The 20854-nt window shown below is 61.9% G+C and carries 19 protein-coding genes and 1 pseudogene; 12 read left to right on the top strand and 8 right to left on the bottom strand.

From position 1 onward, the window contains the following. The first annotated feature begins 68 nt into the window (after positions 1–68). Together meaB and VNX23_RS00095 are read left to right on the top strand one after the other, a co-directional pair. Positions 69–1061, top strand: a complete 993-nt coding sequence (gene meaB / locus VNX23_RS00100) for a methylmalonyl Co-A mutase-associated GTPase MeaB (RefSeq protein WP_325626728.1) — start codon at positions 69–71, stop codon at positions 1059–1061. Continuing rightward, the gene (locus VNX23_RS00095) at positions 1058–1723 is read left to right on the top strand and encodes a pyroglutamyl-peptidase I (protein ID WP_325626726.1); all 666 of its coding nucleotides are present in this window, start codon (positions 1058–1060) and stop codon (positions 1721–1723) included. Before meaB ends, VNX23_RS00095 begins: the two co-directional genes overlap by 4 nt. Positions 1724–1904: 181 nt before the next feature. Here VNX23_RS00095 and VNX23_RS00090 read toward each other — a convergent pair whose 3' ends face one another. The 3 genes and pseudogenes from VNX23_RS00090 to VNX23_RS00080 form a co-directional block, all read right to left on the bottom strand. Next, entirely contained in the window at positions 1905–2372 is a 468-nt protein-coding gene (locus tag VNX23_RS00090) for a TIGR03809 family protein (protein WP_325626724.1), read from the bottom strand. Positions 2373–3034: 662 nt separating this feature from the next. Next, the gene (locus VNX23_RS00085; protein ID WP_325626722.1) at positions 3035–3733 is read right to left on the bottom strand and encodes a hypothetical protein; all 699 of its coding nucleotides are present in this window, start codon (positions 3731–3733) and stop codon (positions 3035–3037) included. Further along, positions 3730–4299, bottom strand: a pseudogene (locus VNX23_RS00080) (sigma-70 family RNA polymerase sigma factor). The gene VNX23_RS00085 and the pseudogene VNX23_RS00080 overlap by 4 nt, the downstream one beginning before the upstream one ends. A gap of 402 nt (positions 4300–4701) precedes the next feature. On the opposite strand from VNX23_RS00080, the gene VNX23_RS00075 reads away from it, so the two are divergent. Together VNX23_RS00075 and VNX23_RS00070 are read left to right on the top strand one after the other, a co-directional pair. Then, the gene (locus VNX23_RS00075) at positions 4702–5850 is read left to right on the top strand and encodes a GGDEF domain-containing protein (RefSeq protein ID WP_325626720.1); all 1149 of its coding nucleotides are present in this window, start codon (positions 4702–4704) and stop codon (positions 5848–5850) included. Positions 5851–5917: 67 nt separating this feature from the next. Beyond that, the gene (locus tag VNX23_RS00070) at positions 5918–7033 is read left to right on the top strand and encodes a DUF2336 domain-containing protein (RefSeq protein ID WP_325626719.1); all 1116 of its coding nucleotides are present in this window, start codon (positions 5918–5920) and stop codon (positions 7031–7033) included. 38 nt (positions 7034–7071) lie between these two features. On the opposite strand, the gene VNX23_RS00065 is transcribed toward VNX23_RS00070, so the two are convergent. Together VNX23_RS00065 and VNX23_RS00060 are read right to left on the bottom strand one after the other, a co-directional pair. Next, positions 7072–7710 carry a DUF1109 domain-containing protein gene (locus VNX23_RS00065; protein WP_325626718.1) on the bottom strand — a complete coding sequence of 213 codons (639 nt, stop codon included), beginning with the start codon at positions 7708–7710 and terminating at the stop codon, positions 7072–7074. Between the two features lie 2 nt (positions 7711–7712). Further along, on the bottom strand, positions 7713–8258 hold the full coding sequence (locus VNX23_RS00060) for a sigma-70 family RNA polymerase sigma factor (RefSeq protein ID WP_325626717.1): 546 nt from the start codon (positions 8256–8258) through the stop codon (positions 7713–7715). 336 nt (positions 8259–8594) lie between these two features. Between VNX23_RS00060 and VNX23_RS00055 the strand changes: the two genes are divergently transcribed. Both VNX23_RS00055 and VNX23_RS00050 read left to right on the top strand, forming a co-directional pair. Beyond that, positions 8595–9236 (top strand): hypothetical protein, encoded by a 642-nt coding sequence (locus tag VNX23_RS00055; protein ID WP_325626715.1) that lies wholly within the window; start codon positions 8595–8597, stop codon positions 9234–9236. Positions 9237–9385: 149 nt separating this feature from the next. Continuing rightward, positions 9386–10165, top strand: coding sequence for an enoyl-CoA hydratase (locus tag VNX23_RS00050; protein ID WP_325626713.1), 780 nt, complete (start codon positions 9386–9388; stop codon positions 10163–10165). A 69-nt stretch (positions 10166–10234) separates the two neighbouring features. Here the strand turns inward: VNX23_RS00050 and VNX23_RS00045 are convergent, their stop codons facing one another. Next, positions 10235–12100 (bottom strand): acetyl-CoA hydrolase/transferase C-terminal domain-containing protein, encoded by a 1866-nt coding sequence (locus tag VNX23_RS00045; protein ID WP_325626711.1) that lies wholly within the window; start codon positions 12098–12100, stop codon positions 10235–10237. 166 nt (positions 12101–12266) lie between these two features. Here VNX23_RS00045 and VNX23_RS00040 point away from each other — a divergent pair, with 166 nt between their 5' ends. From VNX23_RS00040 to VNX23_RS00030, 3 genes are all read left to right on the top strand, one after another. Beyond that, positions 12267–12887 carry a glutathione S-transferase family protein gene (locus tag VNX23_RS00040; RefSeq protein ID WP_325626709.1) on the top strand — a complete coding sequence of 207 codons (621 nt, stop codon included), beginning with the start codon at positions 12267–12269 and terminating at the stop codon, positions 12885–12887. A gap of 183 nt (positions 12888–13070) precedes the next feature. Next, positions 13071–14402, top strand: coding sequence for an MFS transporter (locus VNX23_RS00035; RefSeq protein WP_325626707.1), 1332 nt, complete (start codon positions 13071–13073; stop codon positions 14400–14402). A gap of 28 nt (positions 14403–14430) precedes the next feature. Continuing rightward, positions 14431–15399 carry an amidohydrolase family protein gene (locus VNX23_RS00030; RefSeq protein WP_325626706.1) on the top strand — a complete coding sequence of 323 codons (969 nt, stop codon included), beginning with the start codon at positions 14431–14433 and terminating at the stop codon, positions 15397–15399. A 128-nt stretch (positions 15400–15527) separates the two neighbouring features. Here VNX23_RS00030 and VNX23_RS00025 read toward each other — a convergent pair whose 3' ends face one another. Beyond that, a complete protein-coding gene (locus VNX23_RS00025; RefSeq protein WP_325626705.1) occupies positions 15528–16934 on the bottom strand; it encodes a CoA transferase in 1407 nt (468 codons plus the stop codon). 523 nt (positions 16935–17457) lie between these two features. Between VNX23_RS00025 and VNX23_RS00020 the strand changes: the two genes are divergently transcribed. Further along, positions 17458–17718, top strand: a complete 261-nt coding sequence (locus tag VNX23_RS00020) for a hypothetical protein (RefSeq protein ID WP_325626704.1) — start codon at positions 17458–17460, stop codon at positions 17716–17718. Positions 17719–17784: 66 nt separating this feature from the next. On the opposite strand, the gene VNX23_RS00015 is transcribed toward VNX23_RS00020, so the two are convergent. Beyond that, positions 17785–18675: a GlxA family transcriptional regulator gene (locus VNX23_RS00015; protein WP_325626702.1), complete on the bottom strand. Its 891-nt coding sequence runs from the start codon at positions 18673–18675 to the stop codon at positions 17785–17787. A gap of 171 nt (positions 18676–18846) precedes the next feature. On the opposite strand from VNX23_RS00015, the gene VNX23_RS00010 reads away from it, so the two are divergent. Both VNX23_RS00010 and VNX23_RS00005 read left to right on the top strand, forming a co-directional pair. Further along, positions 18847–19605 carry an alpha/beta hydrolase gene (locus VNX23_RS00010; protein ID WP_325626700.1) on the top strand — a complete coding sequence of 253 codons (759 nt, stop codon included), beginning with the start codon at positions 18847–18849 and terminating at the stop codon, positions 19603–19605. 195 nt (positions 19606–19800) lie between these two features. Further along, the coding region (locus VNX23_RS00005) for a DUF5939 domain-containing protein (protein ID WP_325626698.1) at positions 19801–20854 on the top strand (1054 nt) is incomplete at its 3' end.

Raw genomic sequence — 20854 nt, 5'->3', positions numbered from 1 at the left:
TTCGCATCAGAAGCGCCCGGCGGCTACCCACCCCTCGCCTATGTCGCGCCGCCGTTGTAAACGGAGTCATGAGCTCGCGTAAGAATGCCGCCGCTGACATTGAATCTTTGGCTACGGAGCTGCGCGCCGGCCGCCGCGCGGCGCTGGCGCGTGCGATCACGCTGATCGAGAGCCGGCGCAGCGATCATCAGGCGGCGGCGCGCGAGCTGGTCCAGGCATTGCTGCCCGAAACCGGCAAGGCAATCCGGGTCGGAATCACCGGCTCGCCGGGCGTCGGAAAATCCACCACCATCGATGCGCTCGGCATGTTCCTGATCGAGCGCGGTCACAAGGTCGCGGTGCTCGCGGTCGATCCCTCCTCTGCCCGCACCGGCGGCTCGATTCTCGCCGACAAGACGCGGATGGCGCGGCTGTCGGCATCCGAGCATGCCTATATCCGCCCTTCGCCAGCCTCCGGGACGCTCGGCGGCGTCGCCGCGAAAACACGCGAGGCGATGTTGCTGTGCGAAGCGGCCAGATTCGACGTGATCCTGGTGGAAACCGTCGGCATCGGGCAATCCGAAACCGCGGTCAGCGACATGACCGATTTTTTCCTGGCGCTGATGTTGCCCGGCGCAGGCGATGAGCTGCAGGGAATCAAGAAAGGCATCGTCGAACTCGCCGATATGATCGCGATCAACAAGGCCGATGGGGACAACATCAAGCGCGCAAACCTCGCGGCAGGCGAATATCAGAGTGCGCTGCATATACTGAAACCCCGTTCGCAACACTGGCAGCCTCCGGTCGTGACCTATTCAGCCCTCACCGGCAAGGGCATCGACACGCTTTGGCAGGAAATTCTCGATCACCGCAAAGCGATGAACGCATCGGGTGAATTCGCCGCGCGGCGCAAGGATCAACAAGTCAAGTGGATGTGGTCGATGCTGGAGCATCGCATGATGGCGCGGCTGCGCGCGGATTCCGCGATCCGCGCCAAGGTCAGGAAAATCGAATCCGAGGTTGCAGACAGCCGCATCACGCCTGCGCTCGCGGCCGAGCAGATCGCAGATATGCTGAAATGAACGAAGGCCTGCGCATCCTCATCACCGGTTTTGGTCCGTTTCCCGGTGCGCCCTGCAATCCCACCGAACCCCTCGTCGCGCGGCTGTTGCAGCTGCGCCGCCCTTCTTTGAGCGACGTCAAGATCTTCGGGCACATCTTTCAGGTAACTTACGAGAATGTCGACCGGCAACTGCCCTTGTTGCTCGCCTCGCATCGCCCGCATGCGCTGTTGATGTTCGGCCTCGCCTCCCGGACACCTTATGTCCGGATCGAGACCCGCGCGCGCAACGCCATCACGAGGCTTTGGCCCGACGCGGATCACGCGCGCACCCGCAAGGGATCGATATCTCCCGACGCCGATGCTTTAGCGTTCGGGCCGCACACCGCCAAACTGCTGCGCGCAGCGATCCGCACCGGCATCGACGTACGCGCCTCGCGCGATGCCGGCAGCTATCTCTGCAATTACCTGAGCTTTCGGGCGATCGAGGCAGCGCGCCGCCGCAAGGGTCCTCGCCTCGCCGCTTTCGTGCATATTCCGCTGCTGGCCCGTGGCCGAACGTATCAAGACAGGGGCATGCCGCACCGGATCTCACTGGAAGAGCTGGTCGATGCCGGTGAAGCCATGCTGCTGGAAATGGTGAAGCTCGCAAGGCAGGCGGCGAGAGGCTCCGCATCCTCGTGATGCGCCCATTGACCCTACCGCGACAATCAGCTTTCCCGGCTGGCGCGTTCACACTTGCCCGGCTGCATTTTTGTGCTAGTCAAGAAGAGCGAGCGCGGCAGGGCTGCGCTTGGCTGGATCACGCGACCATGGACGTCGGTCGCCGTTATCTCGGAGCATCCACCGTCATTGGGCAGTTGCGTTAGAGCCTGTTGCGAAGCAACGGATAGCGCTCGACAATCGTCATCAGCTGCTGCGTCAAAAGGGACGCATTGTCGTCCGGCAACGACACGCCGGACGTATCGTCCACAGAAGCTGAATCGATTTCGGCGATGATTGCAGGCTCTCGCGGCTCTGCCGGCGCAATTTCCGCCACCAGCGGCAACCGGACCCGATCGCGCCAGATCTCTCCACGCGCAGCGGCGCGGCTGAGCCACGGCTTGTCGATGGCCCGGCTGTTTCGGGACGCCTCGCCCGAGGAAAGATTGCGCCAGGCTTCCACCGCAGCCTTGGCCTCCTGGATATTTTCGAGAAAAGCGCGTTCGCTGTGAAAGCGCCGCCAGCGGCCGGTCTTGAACAACTCAGTGAGATATTCGAGCCGCTGTTCGGCAAGGGTGCACCAGCGCGCGACGACGTCGCGACCACCAGCCAAGTCCAGTTGTTTGGTCATGAACCAGCCCGCAGGGAAAACGAAGGACGCGGACGCAACTGGACCGAATCACTCGACGTGACGAATATATTTTGTGGAAAACGAAAGCAATGTCCAGCCGCGCATTGGCTCGCGCGAGCATCGTGGAAGAGATAACACCGGTGGTTGAGGTCCCAATTTTTCCTTGCTGGCCTTTGGCGACGCCGAAATGAGAGACCCGTCCGGGGGGACAGCCGGACGGGTCAAGCCATATGGGCGCTTGGGGTGGATGGGCGCTCGCGCCGAATACAGCCTTCGATGGGGAGGGATGACCGCTCCACCTTAAATTGGTCGCGGCAGGCGCGTTGGACGTTCAAACGCGTTTTGAGAATTATTTTAGCTTTTTCGGCCGGCCTTCCTCGAAGCAAAAATCACGCCCGGGGACAGTGAATCACCGCGCGGCGGGCCTGATTTCGTCCGCCGCCGGCTTGTCGGACACGGCCGGAGCGCTCGGTGGGTTTAGTGCCTTCGCCATGCCGGTATCCGGGATCTCGGAGGCCTGCCTGGGCGGGCTTGCCCGAATAATCACCGCGACGCCCGCACCAAATAACGAAGGTGCGGCTGAAACGACCGGAAGTTGGTGTTGTTCAGCAAAGCGCGGGGCCCGCGGTTGCGAAGCCTATCATTTGGCGCGAACCGCCGCCTCAGGGCGTCGCGGCGGCGAGGCTGACGATCTTTTCGTTTTGCAGCCTTTTCAAGAGACCGGCGACCTCGTCCCTGCTCATCGCGCGGTTGCCGAACTGCAGCTTGAACATGCCGCCTTTCGCGCTTTCGATGATCGTAGCCTGATACTTGTCGAGCAGCGCGGTGATGTCGGCAAAGCGCGCGTCCGGTGCAAATCGCACCAACGCGCGCGTCAGCGCAGCCGCGCCGAGATCGCGGGTGATGGGTTCGTTGGCGCTCAACGATGCGGTCTCGAACACGGCGGGCCGGTTGTAGACCAGGACCGCGCCGATCACGCCGGCCTGCAGCAAGAGCGCAAGCGCACCCAGGCTCGCCGACCAGGCCAGTGTCCGCGGCGATAGTTGTGCGAAAAACCCGGTGAACCTCGCAGCCATGTTGCGCGAGGCGCGAGGCTGGCGCGCCGGCTCCGCGTCGATGGCCGCAAACAGCTTCTGCATGGCGCGCGTGGATGGCGCCCCGAGGTTTTCATTGAGGTCAATGGTCTCGGCATATTCTTCGCGGATCACGGCATATTGCCGGGCAAGCTCGGGATCGCGGGCAAGCGCTTCGTCAACCCGGCGTACATCGCGCGCATTCAAGGTGCCGGCGGCATGCCATGGCAGCAGCAATTCGATCTCGCCGGGTTCCTGCTCCAGCATCTTTCTGCTTGTTGCCGTCATGGCCAGCCTCGTTCCACGCCGGCTGCCTTCAGCAGTTCGGCGAGTTTCTTGCGTGCATAGAACAGGCGCGTCTTCACGGTATTCTCCGGAATACCGACGATCTCCGCCACCTCTTCCACCGATTTCTCGTGGTAGTAGACAAGGTCGATGATCTCCCGATGCTCCGCCGTAAGTGCGGTCAGACACTTGCGCAACGCGTCACCGGTATCCTTCTTCACCACCGCCAGTTCAGGATCGTCGGAGGAATCCTCGATCGCGTTGGCGGCCTTCTCATCGAGTTCGACGTCCCTTCTGCGCCGCAGCGCGGAAAGAGCCTTGAACCGCGTAATTGCCAAGAGCCAGGTGGAAACGGCGGATCGGCCTTCGAACTTGCCGGCCTGACGCCACACATCGAGAAAGACCTCGCTGATGAGATCTTCCGCGACCTGTTCATCCCGAATGAGCCGCAGCCCGAAACGGAACACCCTGACATGATGCCGTCCTTACAGCACCTGCATGGCGAGCCGGTCGCCTTGAGCAATCCGAGCGATCAGAACCTCGTCCGAAGCCGCCGGTGTCGCACTCAATGGCCGTCTCGCAGGGTTGGTCGGAGTGAGATGACGGGTGGTTCGATCAAAAAGGCAAGATTCTTCAAACTATGGCAATAGCGGTTTCAAACTGTGAGATGCCGCACAGACCGTCTCGATGGCCTGGCCCAACCGCATTGCTGGTGGTATTATATTACCTGTAGCTCCTTCGGACCGGCCTGGCACGTCCGAGCAGGCCTCCCGGTAGCAAGCATTATGCGCCGAACGCGGCATGCGGACAGACAGCTCGAGGACGCGGGCAAGCGCGCTCCAGGACGCAGGTAATTTCCATACCAAACAAAGGGCTGAGCCCCCTGTTGCTGAACATTCGGGCAGAAAGATACCAAACCTAAAGGCTTTGCCACGTAGATTTTTCTCGCTTGTTCCACCAATGGCGAGATCATGGACACCGTCGCTTTGCCCTTCCTCAATCCAGCTGCGGATAGTTTGGAAGGCGTGGGCCGCGAGCCGACGGCCGAGGCGCTTTTGCGCCGCGCACGACAGCGCCGTCAAATCCAGGGAATGGTCGGAATCAGCTATGTCATCGATGGCTTTCTGCTGCTGATCTACGCCCAGGTCGGCGCGATCCCGGCGATTATCGGTCCCGCCTTTGCCGGCTGCGGCCTGCTTACGGTCGCCGGCAACATCGCGCTGTCGGAATCAGGGTTCACGGAGCGCTTCAAGGACCATTATTTCGTTACGCCACAGGTGCTGGTCAGCATGACGATCATGCTGGCCTTTGCCTACGTCGCGCCCGAAGTCGGCGTGATGTTTCTTTGCACGTTGTTCGTGGTGTTCAACTTCAGTTCGCTGCGTTCGACGCCGATGCAGACGGCAATCGTCTGGACCATCCTGGCGTTGGGGCTCGCAGCGCTTTTTTTGTTGACGGACAAACCGATCTCGATCCCGCACGGGACCTATATGGAGCGCTTCGCGACAATGTCGGTGTTCACCCTCGGCATCGGGCGTTCCATGTTTCTCGGCATCTTTTCCAATTCGCTGCGTCAATCGCTTTACGCAAAAAGTCTGGCTCTCAAAGAAGCCTACAGGCGCATCGAAGAACTTGCCGAACTCGACGAGTTGACCGGTTCGCTGAACCGGCGTTGCATCTTGCGAATGCTCGAAGAAGAGATCTCGCGCGCCCATCGCACCGGTTCGTGCTGTTCGATCGCGCTGATCGATCTCGACTGGTTCAAGCGCATCAACGATACGTATGGTCACCCGACCGGCGATGAAGTGCTGAGAACATTCGGCATCACCGTCTTCGCCAATATCCGCAACATCGACCGGTTCGGGCGCTTCGGTGGCGAGGAATTCCTGCTGGTGCTTCCCGACACGCCTCATGGCACGGCTGCGCGGATTCTCGACCGGCTGCGTGCGATCATCGCCGACCTTGACTGGAGCGCATTCTCGCCCGGCATGCGGGTAACCATTTCGGCAGGCATCGCAACGCTTCGACCCGATGAAACTCCGGACGCAATTCTCGCGCGCGCCGATCGCGCGCTTTATCGAGCCAAGGCGCAAGGACGCAACGGCATAGTCAGCGCCTGATCGGACCATCCGTATTTGGCCGAAGAACCGTCGCCGGCCGCAAGGCCAGTTACTCCAGGAAAGAGTCATGAGTTCGAATCCCGCATCCACTTCCGAAAGCCTGCTCGATGAGCTGCAGACGACGCTGACGCACGGCACCGTCGCGCGCAGGGTCGAAACCTTGCGCCGAGTCACCGATCTCTTCCTCAGCGGCGCCGTCGATTTTTCGGACGAGCAGATCGCGCTGTTCGACGACGTCTTCCAGTGTCTGACGCACCACATCGAGAATTCCGCGAAGGCGCTGCTTTCGACCCGGCTGGCGCCGGTCGACCGGGCGCCGCCGCTCACCATCCGTGCACTGGCGTTTGACGATGCGATCGAGGTCGCCGCGCCGGTGCTGTCCCAGTCGACCCGGCTCGATGACGAGGCGCTGATCGAGACTGCGCGCAACAAAAGCCAGGCGCATTTGATGGCGATTTCGACACGCAAGACTCTCAGCGGCGCCGTCACCGACGTGCTGGTGCTGCGGGGCAACGACGAGGTGGTTCACAGCACCGTCAACAATCCGGGCGCCGAGTTCACCGAACGCGGCTTCACACGCCTCGTCACTCGCGCGGAGAGGGACGACAACCTAGCGACCTGCCTCGGTCTGCGGCCCAACATTCCGCGGCACCTCTATCTGAAACTGCTTGCCAAGGCTTCGGCGACGGTGCGGGCGCGGCTTGAGGCTGCCAATCCCCCGCTTGCCGACGAGGTGTCGAGCGCGGTGCGAGAAGTAACGCGGATGGCGCGCACCTCGCCATCGGCCATGACGGAGGAAACCGCGATCGCCCATGCGCTGGTCAAATCGCTGTATGACGACGGCAGACTCGATGAGGATCAGGTGGCCGCATTTGCCGAAGCGGGCAAGTTCGACGAGGCCAACGCGGCGATCGCGGCGCTGGCCAGCGTATCGGTGTCGATTGCCGAGAACATGATGGTGGAAACCCGCGCCGAGGGCGTCATGATCCTGGCCAAGATTTCCGGGATGTCGTGGCCGACCGTACGGGCGCTGATCAACATGCGCGACGATCTCGCGGGCAAGGAGCGCTCCGATCTCGAAGCGTGCAAGGCCACCTACGAGCGGCTTCGGCCCTCGACCGCGCAGCAGGTGCTTCGTTTCCATCGCATGCAGCAGATGGCGACACCCGCACCGGCGGCATAAACGCTGATCTCAAGGCTTCCGGTGCCGGAAAGCGATCGTCAAAACCTGAGGACCTTCGATCCGACCAGCGCGCCGACGGCCGTTACCAGCGCGGTGGCGATGGTGTACCAGGTCACCACGAACAGCGGGGAATCGTCGCTGCAGTGGGCGGCATACAACGTCGCCGCCAGTCCCGCGGACACCAATCCGGCGATGGCGCCGGCGACCGCGGGCCGTGCCGGTGCACCATGACGCAATCCGATCAACGCGCCAGCGAGCAGCGGCAGGGAAATCAGCGGAATAGACGTCAAGCAAACCCGCGAATTACTGCCGATCAGCCGCGTCATCATCGGCACCTCATGCGGCATCATCATTTCACTTGCGATTCCGGCAGCGAGAATTGCGACCGGGATCAGCAGCAGCCATCCCCAGCCCTTCAAGGAAGCCTCCGGCCGCGACAGATGCAGGCTCACAACAATGGCCGAGATCGCAAGCGCCAACGTCTCAACGAACTTCAGGCCAAAGAACGGATTGTGCATCGCCGTCATGACGTCCGGACGAACGCCCAGACCCGCCAGGAACATCGCCACCGAAACTGGCACCGTAGCCAGCAGGGCCAAGGCCAGCACGAATCCGACCGGGCGGGCGCGATGCGCGTTATCCGCAGCCAGGGTTCGAATAAGCTGTTCGGTCTCCATCTTCATTGCTCCCGCAATTTCGCGGTGAGGCTGGTGAGCGCGCGATGCAGCGCGACGCGCACCGCTCCCTCGCTCATTGCGAATTTCGCGGCCGTATCCCGGATCGAGGCGCTTTCAACTGCGATAGATTGCAACACGTCGCGCTGGCGGGGCGGAAGGGTCTGGAGCTGGGCTGCGATCTCGCTCGCGGAGGCGGTCTCCGCGACAGGTTCGTCCGGGATCGTTTCGGCGAAATCATCGATGTTGACGAACACGCGGCGGCCGCGGCGCCGCAGCGCGTCGATCAGCTTGTTGCGGGCGATCGCAAACAACCAGGGCGCGAACGGAGCGTCCGTGTCCCAAGTATGCCGCTTCAGATGCACCGCCAACAAAATGTCCTGCACGATATCCTCGGATTGATCGACCGGTTGACCAGCACGCGCCAGCCCGCGGCGCGCCCCAGCCCGCAACACCGGAGTCACGGCCTTGAGCAGACGGTGATAGGCCGCACTATCGCCAGAAATGGCCAGCCGCATCAGGCTGGTCCACTCGTCTTCACTTTCGCGCACGCGCGCTCCCACGCTTCATTTCGGTCGTTTTTTCAATTTGTTACGCCGCCGGCCATCGATCACGAATTCGTGATAAAGATTGGACAAGGCTTGGATCGCTCGATCGGATCGGGAATCGCAACAAAAGATTTCATCCCAAGGCTCATAACACTGATCGCCGCGGCTGACACCCGGTCCGATTGCTCCAGGGTATTGTCCAAAGGACCGTCGCAGCCGACCTGACCGCTGCCCCGTTTTCGCCCGAACTCGTCCGAAGATTCCCTTTTTCTGCCCCGTTGCCGACACGGCCGGAGGTGTCTTCTCGCCGCGGATCATGGCAAATGGGGAGATTGCCAAATGATGTTCAAAGCGAGCGCCCGCTCGGCAATGATACTTGCAGCGGGGCTTTTTGTGTTTTCCGCGGGCCCATCGCAGGCGGCAGTGAGGGCTGATGAGGCGGACGCCAGTTCGAAATCGGCAACCACCGCCGGTGCGCCAACGCCCCACAAAAAGCTCAGGCATGGTTGGCGCCACAGGAAAAGCTACGCGCATCGCCGATCCCACAAACTTGCGTTGAAGGCTGATACCGAAACGAAAGCCGCCACAGCCGATGCGGCCGATGGCCACGAATCCCTGTCGGACATTCCGCCAGCCGTCGCCAATGCCAACGCGCAATGGCGACCACCGGGCGTGCCGAGCGACGACGCCAAACCGCCGCCGCGCGCCAACGGTCTTCCGCAAGATCCGGCCGAGGCCAAGTCCAGCAATGGGATCGTCGCCGCAGACCAGCTTAATGACGTCGACCGCGCCCTGCAGGAGGGCAGCACTACGCCGGCGGCGTTGTCCGCGATGGCCTCGGCCGATCCGCCGCCGGCGCCCGTCACCGCGGCACGGCGGGAAGGCTCCCTCTGGGAGCAGACCTCCGTGATCGGCAAGATTTTTATCGGTTTCGGCGCCCTGCTGACCATGGCCTCGGCCGCCCGCATGTTCATGGCCTGACAGCACAGCGTTCTTGCGGCGCGATTTGAATCTGTCGGCTCGCAAGCCGCGGATTCATCGGTCGGTACAGCGCTCAGACAAAGGATCACTTGAAGCGCACTCCGCCAGCAGGCACATTGCGGCATGCCGAGCAGGACCCGGGGTGGAACATGAGCACATTCGAACACATCATCGTCGAAAGCAAAGACGCGGTCGGCATCATCACGCTCAACCGGCCGAAGATGCTCAACGCGCTCTCCTTTGGAGTATTTCGCGAAATCGCGGCCGCGGTCGACGACCTCGAGGCAGACGACAGGATCGGGTGCATCGTCTTGACCGGCAGCGAAAAGGCGTTCGCCGCAGGCGCCGACATCAAGGAAATGCAGCCGAAGCACTTCATCGAGATGTTCGCCAGCGATTTCATCACGATCCGCGGCGACCGCGTCGCTAACTGCCGCAAGCCGACCATTGCCGCAGTCGGCGGATATGCACTCGGCGGCGGCTGCGAACTGGCGATGATGTGCGACATCATCATCGCGTCCGAAACGGCGAAATTCGGCCAACCGGAAATCACGCTTGGCACGATTCCGGGCATTGGCGGGACGCAGCGGCTGACCCGTGCTGTTGGCAAATCCAAGGCGATGGATTTGTGTCTCACCGGAAGGATGATGGATGCCGCTGAAGCGGAGCGATCGGGTCTGGTCAGCCGCGTCGTACCTGCAGACAAGTTGATGGCGGAAGCACTCGCCATCGCCGAGAAGATCGCCGCGATGTCGCGCCCTGCGGCCGAGATGGCAAAAAGCGCGATCAACCGCGCGTTCGAAACGCCGCTCTCCGAAGGCCTCCACGTGGAGCGCGACCTGTTTCATTCGACCTTCGCGCTGGAGGATCGCTCCGAAGGCATGGCGGCATTCATCGAAAAGCGAAAGCCTTTGAACAAGAACAGGTGACAATCATTCCCGCGATAGTCCCCTGTCATTGCAGGCTCTCGGTTTCGCGCCACGACGCCGGTCCATATCTCAAGCCGACAGCCGGCTTCGCACCAGCGCCGCGCTGACGAGCGCGCGGTAGGCACGTTCCGACCATGTTGCCGGCTTGTCGAGCCCGAGCCGCGACAAGCATTCGTGGTCGGCGGCGTCGGCGGAGGCGGTGAATCCCTGCCACAATAACCCAGGCAAGAGCCGTGGCGAGCGCTGTGCCTCCTGCAGCAATTGCAAGGCCGGGATCAGCCGCTGCTCGACATCGGTGAAATCGCTGCCGAATGGAAACGGGGGCAACAGGCCGGCGTCGCGGGCCGGGCGAAGTGCCGCAGCTATCCGGTCCGGATAATTCTCGCGATAGACGGGCGGAATCTCGAAATTTTGAGGGAGCTTTCCGGCGTCCCTGGCCTGCAGCTTGAGTTCGTCCTGAAACCGGGAATCGGTGATCTGCAACATCGTTGCGATCACGTCGGCGTCGGATTTTCCCCTGATGTCGGCCACGCCGTATTCCGTGACGACGATATCGCGCAGATGCCGCGGTATGGTCTCGTGGCCGTAGCTCCAGCGAATGTTCGATTGCGGCCTGGCGCCGGATCGCCGCGTGGCTTCGAGCGTGAGAATGGAGCGCGCCCCCGATAGCGCAAAGGCCTGCGCCACGAAGTTGTACTGCCCGCCAACGCCGCTGACCACCTGCCCGCTTTCGAGCCCGTCCGAGATCACCGCGCCCATCAGCGTCGCCATCATCGTGTTATTGACAAAGCGGGCTTCGACGCGGGCCCGGCGCTTGACCAATTCGTCGCCATAGAGCTCGTTGGTGAAGGATACCGGCACCATCTTGATCCGCGCGATCTGGTCCGGCGGCATTTCGCGCAGGGCGCGGTAAAACGATTTCGGTCCGAGAAAGAACGCCCCGTGCAGCACGGTGCCATCCACTTCGCGCTTGAGAATGCCGGCCTCGATCAGGCCGAGGAATGCCTCGAACACCATTTCGCTGAGGCCATATAGTCCGTTTTCGAACGGGCCGGTTTCGAGCGCGGAGAGCTGCACAGGTACCGGCATCAAGCGCTTCATGATCGCCTGAAATTGCCCGTCGTTGCGGTGACGAAGAATTAGTCCCTGCGCCAGCGCGTCACCCTCCTGCCCAATACCGATCTGCAGCGTGCCGCCGTCGCGAACGAGGCCGGCGGCGTGAAGTCCGATTGCATATTTCGTATCGCCGATCGGCTCGGAGGGCGGTGCGAACAGCGGAAAATCGGTCTTCTGGCTATCGAGCACCGCGCCGAACTCTTCGGCCGCCAAATCTCCGGCGCCGGGCATGAATGGCAGTTCGGAATTGACCTGGCCGACCAGTTTGAATGCCGCCCGGCCTTCGGAGCGCGCGCGCAGCACGTCCAGCGTGGTATCGGTGTTGCAGCTCAGGCTATAGCGGGTGACGCCGTCGATGACGCGCTTGGCCACAAGCTGCGCAACGACGTTGAGGCCCTGCGCCAACAGGTATGACGAAGCATGGGTGTAGTTGGCGGAGATATAGTGCTGCTGCGCGTACGGTACATGCAGCCACCTGCCGGCGAGAAAGAAAAATTCGATCACCTTGACATTGGGCGGCAGGGCGTTGGCACGCACGGCCTGCGCATAGGCAAGCTCGGGATAGCCACCGAACAGGCGATCGATCACGGGTGTGATGAAACGCCGCTCCAGCAGGTTCGAAGGTTGCGGCTTTTCAAGCGTGAGCGCGGAGAAGAAAGTGAGATCGATGCTGCGGTCCGCGACCGCGCGCGCATACAAGGCGTTGGCGATGTGGTTGGCCTTGCCGAGCCCGAGCGGCAAACCCACCACCAGCCTGGTGCCGACCTCGCGGATGATATCTTCGGCGATGGCTTCCGGATCGGAGAACAGTTTTGTCATACATTTCTTGCCAAGGATGGTCCCGGGGTGGCCCGGCCGTGCACGAAGAATTCAAGCTTGATCTTCGCCGCTGATCAGGCAGCATGCAATATCCCGGCTGGTCTTGGCCGCGCCGCTGCGATAACAGCTTTGTCACGGCACCAGACCGTCGGACGGAGGAAACAAGATGATGAAGTTGTACTACGAGAAGGGCACCTGCGCGCTGGCGTCTCATATCGCCCTGGAAGAGGCCGGCGCCGAATATTCGACCATGCGGGTCAACTTCGCCGTCCAGGAGCAGCGTTCGGCGGATTATCTCGCCATCAATCCCAAGGCACGCGTCCCCTCTTTGGTCACCGAGAAGGGGATATTGACGGAGACGCCCGCCATGCTCGCCTTCATCGCGCAGAGCTTTCCGAAGGCCCGCCTCGCGCCGCTCGATGACCCCTTCCGCTTCGCCGAGGTGCAGGCGTTCAACAGCTATCTGTGCTCGACGGTGCATGTGGCTCATGCCCACCGCATGCGCGGAACGCGCTGGGCCGACGATCCCGCCGCGATCGAGGCGATGAAGCGCAAGGTGCCGGACTCCGTTAGTGCCTGCTTTGATCTGATCGAGAGCAAAATGCTGAAGGGCCCGTGGGTGATGGGTGAAAGCTATACGATCTGCGACCCCTATCTGTTCACGATCGCGCAGTGGTTGGAGGGCGACGGCGTCGAGCCGGCGCGATTTCCCAAGGTCAGGGGTCACCGGGACCGCATGTCCGAAAGGCCGGCCGTGTGCAAGGCGGTCGCGGCGGAACTGGGCTGAAAGCTCGGCGAAATCGGCGCGCAGGTGCCACAGAGCGCGTGTTCCCGCCCTTGCGTATCGGTCTTGCAAAAACCTGGGAGCCGTGGCCTGGCGCGAAGCCCTTTCCGCCCGCCGCTTGTCTCGATAGTCTGAAAGCAAAGGCTGCGGCGGATTAACACCGGACGGGCGCAACGGGAGGATTTCATGGCGATTGCGGAAGGTGCGCAGACAATCGAGCATCGAACCATCGCAAAGGTTTCCTGGCGACTGCTGCCTCTTGTCGCGCTTGCCTACTGCATCGCCTATATCGATCGCAGCAACATCTCCTTCGCCGCGCTGACCATGAACAAGGATCTCGGTTTCAGCGCCTATATTTACGGCTGGGGCGCGGGAATCTTCTTCTTTGGCTATTTCCTGTTCGAAATTCCGAGCAACCTCATTCTGGAAAAGATCGGTGCGCGCATCTGGATTGCGCGGATCATGATCACCTGGGGCATCATCTCCGCGCTCACCGCCTTCGTCACCGGCCCCACCAGCTTCCTGATCATTCGTTTCCTGCTTGGTGCGGCCGAAGCCGGTTTCTTCCCCGGCATGATCCTTTACTTCACCTACTGGTTTCCTGCCGAATATCGCGGCCGGGTGATCTCGACACTGTTCGTCGCCCAACCCGTCGCCAACGCTGTCGCGTCGATCGTTTCTGCCGCCATTCTCGGAATGGATGGCATTCTCGGCTTCAAGGGCTGGCAGTGGATATTCATCCTCGAGGCCTTGCCGGCCGTGCTGCTCGGTCTGGTCATCTTCAAGGTGATGACGGACAAGCCCGCGCGCGCCGAGTGGCTCGCCGAGGATGAGAGAAACTGGCTGCAGGCGCGCATCGATTCGGAAAATCGCCAGGTCGAAAGCACCGGCCGCCTGACCTTGATGCGGGCGCTGGGCGACCCGCGCGTGGTCGCGCTTTCGCTGATCTACCTCATGAGCGTGACGGCGAATTACGGCATTGTTTTCTTCATGCCGCAGATCATCAAGGGCATCGGCCTTTCCAACATGATGACCGGCGTGGCGGCGTCGGTCCCCTATATCATCGGCACCATCGGACTGATCGCGTGGGGCTGGTCGTCCGACCGCAACCAGGAGCGCCGCTGGCACCTGATCGTGGCCTCGACCCTTGGCGCGCTGGGTCTGGCCTTTGCGGCCTGGTCGGGCGCTTCCTGGTGGGCGCTGCTCGGAATGTCCGCCGCCACCACCGGCATTTACGGCTCCCGCGCCGCCTTCTGGCCGATGCCCTCGCTCTTCCTCACGGGAACGGCGGCGGCGGGCGCGATCGCCTTGATCAATGCCACCGGCAATCTCGGCGGCTATATCGGCCCCTTCATCGTCGGCTGGATCAAGGACGCCACCGATAGTTTCCAGGCCGGGCTGTATTTCCTGGCCGCCTGTTCGCTGATGGCGGCGATCATTGCCTTCTTCGCCGCCCGCGCAGCCGGCGATCCCGCCGCCATGGCTAGAGCGAGCGCGAGAACTGCCGCAGCCGAATAACAAGAACCGCATAGAGGAGACGACCTAAATGCTCAACAGACGTGATCTTCTGCTTGCCTCGATTGCCGCCGGTGTAGCCATGCAAGACCGAACTGCACTGGCAAAGCCGTCACAGCCCGCAACGGCGGTGAACTTCGATGTTCCGGCTGGCGCCTGCGACTGCCACACCCACATCCACGGCGATCCCGAGAAATTCCCGTTCTTCGCAGGCCGGGTTTACACACCGGAGCCGGCTTCGCCCGAGGAAATGTCGGCCCTTCACAAGGCGCTGCATATCGAGCGCGTGGTGATTGTGACGCCGAGCGTCTACGGGACCGATAATTCGGCGACCCTGTTCGGCATCAAGGCGCGCGGCGCAACCGCACGCGGCGTTGCGGTGATCGACGACAAGACGTCGGAGAGCGATCTCGATGCCATGGGACAAGCAGGCATCCGCGGCATACGCGTCAACCTCGCCACCAGCGGTGTCAACGATCCAGGCGTCGGACGCAAGCGCCTTGAGGCGGCGATCGCCCGCGTCAAGGGGCGCGGATGGCATGTCCAGGTCTACACCAACCTTGCATTGCTCTCGTCGATCAAGGACGTGCTTGCCTCCTCGCCGGTCCCGGTCGTGTTCGACCATTTCGGCGGCGCGGACGCAGCGCTTGGTCTCGAACAGCCAGGCTGGGCGGACCTGGTCGAAGCGGTGAAGAGTGGCAAGGGCTATGTGAAGATCTCCGGCGCCTACCGCTTGTCGAACAAGGCGCCGGATTATCCCGACGCTGTACCCTTCGCCAAATCGCTGATCGCGGCCAATCCCGACCGCATTGTCTGGGGCACTGATTGGCCGCATCCGAATTCCGTGACGCCGCCGGACAAGAAGCCAATTGACGTGACGCCGCTGTTCCAGATCGATGACGGCCGCTTGCTCGACCAGCTCCCGGTGTGGGCGCCCGACGCCGGCATCCGAAAGAAGATTCTGGTCGACAATCCGGCCAGACTTTACGGATTCTCGTGACCGACCTGGTTTGAGCAAACACGGCGCGCCATTCTTTTGGGGCATGATCTCCGCGCAAACGCGTTCCGCGTTTGTCGCGAGGGAAAACGGCTGCACACTTTGCGCTGACACGGCCCTTCGGGTCCGGATCATGCTTCTGACGGGCGCGCCGGCCACTGCGGAGCGTGACTGCCGAGCGGCATCGAGGGATACTCCCAGAAGGCAGGCGTCTTCGACAGCTTCGCCGAGTGGCTGATGGATTTGAGCTGGCCGAAGCCCGATGACGCCTCTTCCACGAAGGGCGCGATCGCCTCACCCTTCAAATCTTCGGTCGCAAGACCGTTTGGCACGCGACCCAAATTCCAGATCCAGCGCCCGGTCTGTGCGAGCGACACGCGCACGTGCCAGCTGCCGCCCTCGCGCGACTGGCGCGCCTTGGCCATCATGGCGCCGAAGGCCATCAGATAACCGGTGGTGTGGTCGAGTATCTGCGCCGGCAATTCCTTCGCCCCATCGAGGCCTGCCGCCTGCCCTTCCGCATGGTTGAAGCCAGTTGCGGTTTGCACCAGCGAGTCGAAGCCGCGGCGTTCCGCCCATGGCCCGGCGTGGCCGTAGGCCGAGAGCGACACATAGACAATGCCGGGATTGATCGTTGCAGCGTCTTGCGGCGAGAAGCCGAGATGGGCGAGCGCAAGCGGGCGATAGCTTTGCGAAAAAATATCCGCTTCCGTCAACAGATCGCGCAATTGCGCCCGTCCCTGCTCGCTCTTGAGATCGACAAAGCTCGTCAATTTGCCGCGGCCGGTGTCGATCGTGAGCCACGGGATCGCCGGCAGAACAGGGCCGGAAATCAGCATCACGTCGGCACCGTGCGCGGCGAGCGTTCGGCCTGCCACGGGACCTGCGATCACCCGCGACAGATCGAGCACGCGCAAGCCCGCGAGCGGACGATTGCCCCGCGGCCAGGGTTTTGGCGCAGCCTCGCCGATTTTCTCAATGGTGAGCACCGGCAATGGCGCAAGCGCTTTGGCAGCCGGCAGTTCCGACCATTCCTCATGTGAGCGCATCATCGCCACCACGCCGGCCGCGGCATAGGCGGCGGTCTCGAAAGGCTCCGCGTCCCATTGCATCAGCGCGGCCTGGACGGCGTCGCGCTCCGCCTTGCAGTTCAGAACCTGGCAGACGGCTTCGCGGTGATGCGGAAAATTGGTGTGCAGGCGGACGAAACGCCGATCGCGCGTCCTGTAGACACCGGCGATGGCATCCCATGCCGGCGGCGGCGGCTTGCCGTCGAGGCGCAGGTAAGGTTCGCTGCGGCATTCGACCACGGCATGACGCATGTCGACCGCGACTTGCTGGCTTTGTCCGCTGCGCAATTGCCAGAGGTGCGCGGCGGCAAGCCCGGCCGCGGCGACGCTTGATTGCGCGGCGGCGGCGACGCGAAACGATGACGGCAGTTGCGGCTCTTCTCCCGTCAGCGTGACGGAGTCGAGTGCATCACGCGGACCTCCGGCGAGAGTCCAGAGGTCAGTCAGGATTTCGCGGGGCGTCTGCATGCCAATTCCATGTGTTCGTCAAGACAGCATCAAACAAGACGTGGATGGCGTGGACAAGCCCGGCCATGACGGAATCGAACGGTTGGCTTTCGGTATTTGAGTCACAAAAGTCACTCGGTCGCCGTCACCGCGATCGCGAGCGAAGCGATCCAAATCTTTCGCCGCGGCACTGGATTGCTTCGCAGCTATCGCTGCTCGCAATGACGTCCTTACATGAGTTTACCCTCCCGCGGCGCGAACGCGCCCGAGTCGTTTGGCCGACCACCCTCAAAAAGAGGGCGCAGGGAATGCCAGGTGCTTCGGCTGCACCCACGGCCTTGTGTGCGAAAGATGAGAGCACACAAGCTTTAGTCACCACAGGTACGCCGAAACATGACGGCATTCCCTGCGCGATGGTTTTACGGTTTCCTTCGCGCTCTTCCCGGGGACCGGGCTTTCTTGCCCCCGTCATCGGCGCGATGGATGAGCATCGTCGCCAACTTAGCGCCAGCGTCGGGGCGCCAGAACCACACGACTTCGCCGTATGCGGAAAGCGTTCTCGTCCGGCGCGATCGATCAACCGCGCCTGACGCTATTCACATCCATCGCATCCCGCGCCCAACGTGTCGTTGACGATCGCGATACGCCCCTCTCTATCGGAGCACGAGACGCGCGAATCTCTAAAAGTGTTTTGCCCGACGGCGAAACCGAAAAATTTTTTCGAGAGGGACTGGACTTTTTGGACTTCGCGGAAAAGCGCATAGCTGTTTTGCCCGTCGGGCAAATCACCGCACAGGTTCATTAAGGCGAAGCGGGCGTGAGACGATAGGCACGGCCGGCGGCATTGACCTTGTTTGGCGCAGCGCCGGACTCACTCCCGAGGTCGCAGCTCGCGTATGCCCTTTCCGAGCCGTCGGCGCAGCAGCGTGCGGAGCGTCGCGCCGTCTGCATAGCCTACCTTTTCCGCGATCCGATCGACGCTGGTGTTGCTGGTTTTCAGCAAGTGAACGGCACGCTCGATCCGCAGATCTTGAATGTACTCGACCGGGGTCTTGCCTAGTACTGCATCGAGACGTCGGGACAACGTACGCTTGCTGGTCCCCAGCGCTTCGGCGATCGAATCGAGCGTGAGTATTGAGCCGAGGCGCTCGCGCACCCAACGGTCAAAACGCTCGACCAGCGGGTCGGAATGGGCAAGGTGATCAGAAATCATATAGGCCGATTGGGATAGCCTCGTATCGAAGACAAGATACTTGGCGACAAGCGCGGCGAGCTCAGGGCTGTTGCTTCGGATAAGCCAGAGCGCAAGGTCGAGATGACTGAGGGCGGCACCAGCCGTCACCATTGCGCCACTGGGAACGACGATGCGATGCGCATCCAGGCGCACGTCCGGATAACGCTGCCTGAACACCGGCGTGAGCCACCAGGTCGTCGTGGCGTCGCACCCGTCGAGCACGCCGCTTTCAGCCAGCACGAACGTGCCGGTACAGGCTGCCGCAAGGCGAGCGCCGGCGCTACGCCAAGAACGCAAGACACCGAGAGCGTCAATGACGTCATCATGCCGGAGCGCGGGCAGGAGTTTCTCGGGCACTATGCTCGCGAGCGCTGGCACGATGACCCAATCGGGGGTCGGTGCGTCGGCAATTTCGCACACCGGCACCCGCAGCCCGAGCGCCGTGTGCACTTCGGGCCATACTCCCACCACCGTGACTTCGAAGCCCGGCGTAGGCACTCCTTCCCATTGCGCCAGCGTGTTGGCCATCGCAAGAGCATCGAGCACCGTTGAGAGACCGGAGTCGAACGTCCCCTCAAGCGCGAGTATGGAAATTCGCATGGCCTAATCGGCATCAAAAATGTCAATCGTGCCACTATCTCTGAGAGCACCGCATTTGTAAAGCGGGCACACAAACAACCCGAGATTTTGGAGAGTCAAATGTCCACGCTACGAAAGAAGTTTGCTGTTGCCCTCATGCTTGCCCTCGGTGGCGCGATGGCGGCTCACGCCGAGCCCAAGCCGGCTGCGAAAGATATTGTCATCGTCCATGGCGCATTGGTCGATGGCTCTGGCTGGCGGGCCGTCTACGACATCCTGTCCAAGGACGGTTTTCATGTGACTATCGTGCAAGAGCCACTCACCAGCCTCATGGAGGACGTCGAGGCCACCAAGCGCATCATTGGTCAGCAGAAGGGCCCTGTCGTGCTGGTCGGTCACAGCTATGCCGGCTCGGTGATCACCGATGCAGGCACCGATCCCAAGGTCAAGACGCTTGTCTATGTGGCCGCACTGCAACCCGACGCGGGGGAAGCCAGCGGTCAACTGTTGTCAAAGTTCGCCCCGCCCAACGACGCCATGCGGGCACCCCAAAAGTATTTCTTCATCCCGTCAGCGAGATTCCGTGAGGTCTATGCGGCGGACGTCTCGCCCTCGGATGCTCAATTCATGGCGGACTCGCAGCAGCAGCTCGCCGAGAAGGCTTTGGGGACAGCTGTCTCGGTGGCGGCATGGCGAACCAAGCCTAGTTACGCGATCCTGACCACCCAGGATCATGTCGTGAGCCCTCAGCTTCAACGCTGGATGTATCAACGCTCGGGTGCCAAGGTTACCGAGGTCAGTGCAAGTCACGCCGTCTTTATTTCTCAGCCAGCGACGGTCGCTCAAGTTATCGAGACCGCGGCAAATCAGACGGAATGACCTCTGATTATCTCGATCAGTGACCTGCCCGCTTTGCGGCCCAGGCTGTGTGGAGAAAGCTTGCACAGCCTGGGCCAATAACAACCGAACAAACCATAACCTTCAGTCGTAAGGTTGCAGCCAGCTAAAATACCGCCCCGATGGGCTCGCCCCGAACTCATGAATTGTGTATTTGGGTTTAACAGAACGCCGAGGATGATCGAGGTTTTATCGCGGTGTAATGCGATCATCGACGAAAAAAAGCTCGAAGAGCGCTTGGTCGCGCTCGAAGCGGCCAAATCCTGGAGTCCGCGCGTCGTCTCGCGGCTGGAGATGCTGCTGCGCTCGGGCACGGACGAGGCACTCTACCGCATCAATCCGATCCAGTTCGCCACAGAGAAATCGATTGCCGAGGCTGAAAGCATCGATCTTTTCCTCCATGCCTGCGTGGCTGGTCTATTCGACATGGACTGGCAGCTCGTTTGTCCGATGTGCTCCGACGTTGTCGAGAGTTTCCGAAGCCTGCGCAAACTGCACACGCATTTCCACTGCCACCTCTGTCAAAGCGATTATGACGCCGCGCTCGACGATTACATCACGGTGACGTTTACGGTCTCGCCTGCCGTGCGCAGCATCCGCTTCCATAAACCGGATGCGCTTTCGGCCTGGGATTACGTGTTCTATTACAAATTGACGCCGGGCGGGGTACTGCCCGACGGCGTGCCATGGAGCGACGCTGCCAAAGGGCTTGTGAGGGTGCTCACCCGCATGGAGCCGGGCTCTGCGGCCAATCTCGAGGTTGATGCCGCCGAAGGCGCGCTTCTGGGCCAGGATTTCGACAGCGACGCCCATTTTTTTGTCCCGGTCGCAAGCGGGACGGGCGTAACGCCGAGCCATGTGCCGGTCATGCTCGACGGCGGCAAATGCGTGACCGCCAGAGCGAACATCGCACCCGGCAAGGTCGTGTTCGAAGTTCGCAACGCTGGCAAGCTGCCGGTGGTATTCGGCATCCTGCAGCTTCCGATGGCGACGTTTCAGCGCCCGAAGCTTCACTTCACGCCGTCCTTATCCGGCAAGCGACTGCTGATGACACAAACCTTTCGCGACTGCTTCCGCTCGGAGGTGATCGGCGCGACGGAGGGCATTGCGGTTCTCGACGTTACCCTCGTATTCACCGATCTCAAGGGCTCGACGGCGCTCTACGAGCGGATCGGCGACCTTAACGCCTACATTCAGGTGCAGCGGCACTTCCAGCATCTTCTCGACGCCA

It is taken from the genome of Bradyrhizobium sp., assembly GCF_035570375.1.
Taxonomy (GTDB): domain Bacteria; phylum Pseudomonadota; class Alphaproteobacteria; order Rhizobiales; family Xanthobacteraceae; genus Bradyrhizobium.
The sequence above is the reverse complement of the archived record's forward strand: the minus strand, read 5'-3'. Positions and strand labels throughout refer to the sequence as shown.